A 4149-nucleotide genomic window follows, 5' to 3' on the forward strand; every position below is an offset into this window, starting at 1 on the left:
TTATTTCTGTTTTTTTTATCCCTAAGTCATAATGCACAACGGGTATTATAGATAATCTCGCAAAATTCCCGCCTAATGGAATCAGCATAGAATATATCTCTCGAGTGATTGATGAAGTAGAAAAAATTTATGTACATCATCAAATTTATCCGGGATGAGATATAGAAAACTTTAAAATAATAGGTGTAATGAAGCCACGACATCTCTTAGGCCAGCCTCAGTTGGCTTAGTTAAACCAAATTAAAACGATAATATGGCATCGCGTGAAAAATATGTGCTTGAGCTTCAGCGGCTGAACTATGACATTCAGCCCCTAACATTAATAGTTGAACATGAAAGATTTGTCAACTAAAATTAACATCGGTTGGCTTTTCGCAAGGCGGGCTGACACGTTTCGTAGAAACATTTATGTAAGTTTCTTCATTTGTTCTTCGTATGAATTTTAACGCTAAAAATCTCATCTTTCACAAGGCTTAAATGCATTACGTGCATTTTAAAACAACCGACAGCAACAATGAAAATATCTTTACCAACAAAAAAAGGAACGCCGAATACGAACCCAGAAATTGAGTTTGAACAGTTAGTAATTATAGGTGCGAATGGAGCAGGTAAAACAAGATTCGGTTCAAGAATTGAGGAATTGCATCTCGACAAGATCCATAGGGTCTCAGCACAAAAATCATTGACTTTTCCGTCAAACGTTAGCCCAACTTCAAGAGACAGGGCTGAAACTGCGTTTAAATATGGAAGATATTATGATCATTTTAAAAGCGAAAGCCAATATCATCGCGAGAAAGTAAACGCTCGTTGGGGAGGTAATTTTAATACCACTTTATTGAATGATTTTGATAAACTATTAGTCTTACTCCATACAGAAGAATACGAAGAATCTTTGAATTACAAAGAAGGTAGAATTTCTAAACCAACTACGAAACTTGACCGAGTGCAGCATATCTGGGAAAATGTATTACCCCACAGAAAATTAATTAAATCGGCTGGAGTCATTGAAACTTACCCTACTGGACAAATTGCCAGTAAATATAATGCTGCAGAAATGAGCGATGGAGAAAGAGTCATTTTCTATCTGATAGGTGAGGTAATTTGCGCTTCTCCTGACTCAGTCATTATCATTGATGAGCCTGAAATGCATCTTCATAAATCATTAATAAAAACACTTTTCGATTTAATTGAAATAGAAAGATCTGATTGTTCTTTTGTATATCTCACTCACGACATTGACTTTGCTTTTACAAGACATAGCGCAGTAAAGATTTGGGCAAAATCTTACGAAGGGCTTAACGTTTGGGATTATGAGTTATTAGACGAGACAACACCTATCCCTGAACAATTATATTTGGAAGTTCTTGGAAGCCGTAAACCTGTGATTTTTTTAGAAGGAGAAAGTAGTAGTATTGACTATCAACTTTACGAACAAGTATTTATTGACCATACTTTAAAGCCACTAGGGGGTTGTGAAAAAGTGATACAATCTGTTAAGTCTTTTAATGAGCAAAAAGGATTTCATCATATCGACTCGTTGGGTATCATTGATCGAGATAGACGACAACATCAAGATATTATAAACTTGAATGCAAAAAGTATTTGGGTATTAGATGTCGCAGAAGCTGAAAATTTGTTGCTAACAGAAGAAATTGTAAAAGCCATTGCAAAACATATGGGTCGAGACTCTGAACGCATTTTTATCCAGGTCAAGCAGAATTTACTTACATATTTTGTTAGTCAACTTGACACACAAATTCTTTTACACTTCAAGGAAGTATTGAGAAGAGATTTTATTTCGCTTATTAACTTTTCTTCCAAAAACATAGCAGATGTTATTGCCGAAATAGACGGACTGTATAGTGGTGTCAACAAACAAAAACTATTTGATAAAGTAAAAGCAGAATTTGATACAGTTGTATCTACAAATGACTACGACGCTGTTTTAAGACTATTTAATTTAAAAAACGCTCTCATCCCTCATTCGAAAGTTTGCGAATTGACAGGTATAAAAAACAAGGAAGATTATCTAAAGCTTGTAATAACTCTTTTGAAAAAGAAAGATACAGTGAGTGCAGCCATAAGAAATGCAATTGATAATAAAATAATAAAAAGTGCCACGTAAGCTTGATCATAATTTCCCGTGATGGTATGCTTAAGCGAACGCTGCGGTTCAAATGTGTAAGTCCCAGTTGTGGATAACCGGACTCGGTCTTGAGAAATTATAAAGCAGAAAGACCCACTTTTGCGGGTGTCTTATCTTGAAATAGCTTTACACTAAAAATGTAAAAAAGCGATATGTCAAAAAATCAAAAAGTGTCTGCGGTCAAACCTTTCAAAAGAATCGCCCGGTCGTATCCAAAAAGATCAAAAGGATAATCTACAATGTTCATAAGGCTCCACAAAAACAGAAAGCCCCGAAACGGGGAGAATCGGCGGAGGGGACACCCCGTTTTGTTGCAATTAATTTGTTAAGATATGTTGAAAGGACAATCTGGTGACCAAAACGGGCTAAAAAAAAGAGAAACCCGCCACGCTGAAAGTAACGGGTCTCCGCCCCAATAGGGTTAGGGGCTATCAACCTTTAGCGTAACCAATGTGACTGTGATAATTAACCGGCAACAATCATTAGCAAATAAGAAGAATTTCCAAACATCAACGGGTTGTTCTCCCGCAACCTTAAGTATTGCAGCAATTTTACCAATTTTATCAACCCTCATTTGGGCAACAACCTGTTGCCCAATTACCAAACGATTTGTTGGGCAATTTGAACCGCGAATTATCCACAAAAGAGCAGCTCTTGGCCAAGAACGAGGAAATTCTGTCCCTTCAGCGCAAATACATTGCCGAGCTGGAAGCCAAGGTGGCGCGGCTTGAAGGCAAAGATTCATAGAAACATCCTATACTTTTCGTATTTTTGTATATACCGTTGCTTTTCGTCCGTTTTCGAATCCGAAATAACGGACGGGAATGTGAGGGGAAATAAAGGAAGTAAATAAGAAAAAGAATACGATTATGGCAAACATCACTGTACAACCGCCTTTGAGCAATGTGCAAGCGGAATTGTTGAAACTCTTCTCGGCAGGCATACCGGATAGCCAACTATTGGAATTAAAAAAAGTGATGTCTAAATTCCTATTGGACCAAGCTAGAGATAAGGCCGATGAGATATGGGACGCTAAAGGCTATTCAGATGAGTCACTGAAACAAAAGCTAGGCAACGATTAAGGATGTCATTGCTGAAAGTCGTTCTTGACACTAATGCCATGCTTCGGTCCATCTCAAGGAGATCGGAATACGCGATAGTGATTGACAAATTGTATGACGGCGCGTTTGAGCTTTGGGTTACTAACGATATCCTGCTGGAATACGAAGAAAAAATAACAGACATCTTTTCAAAGGAGATCGCTGAACTATTACTTGGAGCATTCGAGCTATTACCCAATCTAAAAAAAACCGACGTCCACTATCAATTGCAATTGATCACGCATGACGTGGATGATAATAAATTTTCGGATTGTGCTTTCGCGAGCAATGCCCATTACTTAGTTACCAATGATAAACATTTCAATGTGTTGAAATCCATTGATTTCCCCGCAATCAATACAATAACCCTGGAAGACTTCGCAAGAAGAATATAATAGGAACGATTTCTTAACCCACCGCGAAAAAAGCTTTAACCTAACATCAATTTAGTGTGAAGTTGCGAGATGGTCGAGCCCCATTGTGGATGGCATTGTCCTTTTCCCTGTAATCTCGTGGACCACCATGTATAGCAATCTTAGGAGCGCCTGTTGGGGAGTGAAAGCTCGTTGTGATCTCTCCCGAAATTCAGCCATGATCTACTCCTTCTTCGCCATCTGCAAAAAACATGAGGTGAATCCATTCCAGTGGCTGAAATACACGCTGGAAAACATCATGGCCATCAACCACAAAAACCTCAAAGACCTCTTTCCACAGAACTATAAAAATAATCTTCAAAAATCAAACCTGTAGTTGGTCGGGCGGATACTTACGTCGAACACCTCATTACCCATACCGATGATTGTATTCCCCCAGAACATGCGGAATTCAAAATACCGTTGGAAAGAAAGAATCTGATAGTTAGTCATCCCTTAAATTCTGCACAACACACTAACAGTCAGTAAA

The 4149-nt window shown here is 38.0% G+C and carries 5 protein-coding genes and 1 pseudogene; 5 read left to right on the forward strand and 1 reads right to left on the reverse strand.

The window, feature by feature from the left end:
• Positions 1-514: 514 nt before the first annotated feature.
• The 5 genes and pseudogenes from NGM62_RS21560 to NGM62_RS21580 form a co-directional block, all read left to right on the forward strand.
• Positions 515-2125, forward strand: coding sequence for a DUF4435 domain-containing protein (locus NGM62_RS21560; protein ID WP_262250373.1), 1611 nt, complete (start codon positions 515-517; stop codon positions 2123-2125).
• A 561-nt stretch (positions 2126-2686) separates the two neighbouring features.
• Positions 2687-2893, forward strand: a complete 207-nt coding sequence (locus NGM62_RS21565; protein WP_262250374.1) for a hypothetical protein — start codon at positions 2687-2689, stop codon at positions 2891-2893.
• A gap of 122 nt (positions 2894-3015) precedes the next feature.
• Positions 3016-3228: a hypothetical protein gene (locus NGM62_RS21570; protein ID WP_262250375.1), complete on the forward strand. Its 213-nt coding sequence runs from the start codon at positions 3016-3018 to the stop codon at positions 3226-3228.
• Positions 3229-3230: 2 nt separating this feature from the next.
• A complete protein-coding gene (locus tag NGM62_RS21575) occupies positions 3231-3641 on the forward strand; it encodes a putative toxin-antitoxin system toxin component, PIN family (protein ID WP_262250376.1) in 411 nt (136 codons plus the stop codon).
• Positions 3642-3834: 193 nt separating this feature from the next.
• A pseudogene (locus tag NGM62_RS21580) lies at positions 3835-3996 on the forward strand (transposase domain-containing protein); the annotation flags it as partial.
• Here NGM62_RS21580 and NGM62_RS21585 read toward each other — a convergent pair.
• A complete protein-coding gene (locus NGM62_RS21585) occupies positions 3978-4112 on the reverse strand; it encodes a hypothetical protein (RefSeq protein WP_262250377.1) in 135 nt (44 codons plus the stop codon). The pseudogene NGM62_RS21580 and the gene NGM62_RS21585 overlap by 19 nt on opposite strands.
• Positions 4113-4149: the final 37 nt, after the last annotated feature.

Origin of the sequence: Parapedobacter soli, from assembly GCF_025460835.1 — a bacterium.
GTDB lineage: Bacteria > Bacteroidota > Bacteroidia > Sphingobacteriales > Sphingobacteriaceae > Parapedobacter > Parapedobacter soli.